Source organism: Veillonella parvula (assembly GCF_018378075.1).
Lineage (GTDB): Bacteria > Bacillota > Negativicutes > Veillonellales > Veillonellaceae > Veillonella > Veillonella parvula_K.
The window spans coordinates 1-1,303 of record NZ_JAGZYE010000025.1; the positions used below are offsets into that span (position 1 = coordinate 1).

The window sequence follows — 1,303 nt, forward strand, 5'->3', positions numbered from 1 at the left end:
TTTAGCAAGACGGACGTTCAATGTACCAGCGCCATCGGATACAACGCCGATATTGCCTGTTGTCAAATCAGCAGGGGTTGTTACGCCACCTTTGATGGATAAGATTTCACCATGTCTACGTACAGAAGTCGTACCTGTATCGCCATCAAATTTGTGTTCTGCATCAGCAATAGCTTGTGCTGTATCAGTTTTGGATTTAGTGATGGCATCGTTGATAGCGGATGCTACATTTTGTGTAGTCGCTACACCATCAGCACCAGCGGCACCGCCTGCACCTGTTGTACCAGTTGCACCAACTTGACCAGCCGCAGTGACCACAAGGTTACCAGTCTTCACATCTACATTGTATGTTTTTACACCACCAGTAGTGGAATCAGTTACAGTGGCAAGACCTGTACCAGAGACCTTAACAGCATCTTGTGCAGATGTAGCTGCCAAGTTTTTGATCACTGTTTCACCAGCAGTAGAGATGTTGGACAAGTCTTTATCAGCAGATTTTTCTGCAGCCGTTACAGCGGCTGTCAATTTAGCGGTTGGCGCAACCGTTACATCATCGCCTGTAGCAGATGTTGTAATGAGTGCATTAGCACCTGTTTCACCTTTAATGTTGAATTTAATGCCACCCGTTGTGCTTAATTTCTTAGCTGTTGTAGAGCCAGATTCACTACCTAACGAAACAGTATTATCTGTTGCACCTTTTAATGCATCATCCATTTGTTTCTTATTCACAGCAGCGTCATCAGTAGTACCATTAGCAACATTCTTAATTTCTTTGTTACCAGCACTAATACCACTAGTCGTTACAGAAATTGGTGTTGCACCTGTACCAGCAGGAGTTACCGTTACACCTGTAGGTGCTGTTGTAGTTGTGTTACCTGCTGCATCCGTTGTTGTGACGCCACCTTTAGATACAACCGTAGAATTACCAGCTGCATCAGAAATAGTAGAGGAACCACCTGTTACAGTTTGTGTATTACCAGATGCATCTGTATAGGTTGCAGAAGTTAAACCAGTTAAGGCTTTAGCAAGACGAACATTTAATGTACCCGCACCATCAGATACTACGCCGATATTACCAGTTGTCAGATCAGCAGGGGTTGTTACGCCACCTTTGATGGATAATACTTCACCGTGTTTACGAACAGATGTTGTACCAGTATCCCCATCAAATTTGTGTTCTGCATCGGCTAATGCTTGTTTTGTTTTATCGATAGCAGAATTTACTACAGATGCTACATCTTGCGTAGTAGCTACACCATTTTTACCAGCTGTTGTACCTTGTGTAGAACCAGCAGCGCCCACT

Annotated in this window: 1 pseudogene; it reads right to left on the reverse strand. The window is 43.8% G+C overall.

The window, feature by feature from the left end:
* Positions 1 to 1,303: pseudogene (locus tag KH286_RS09560) on the reverse strand (hypothetical protein); the annotation flags it as partial.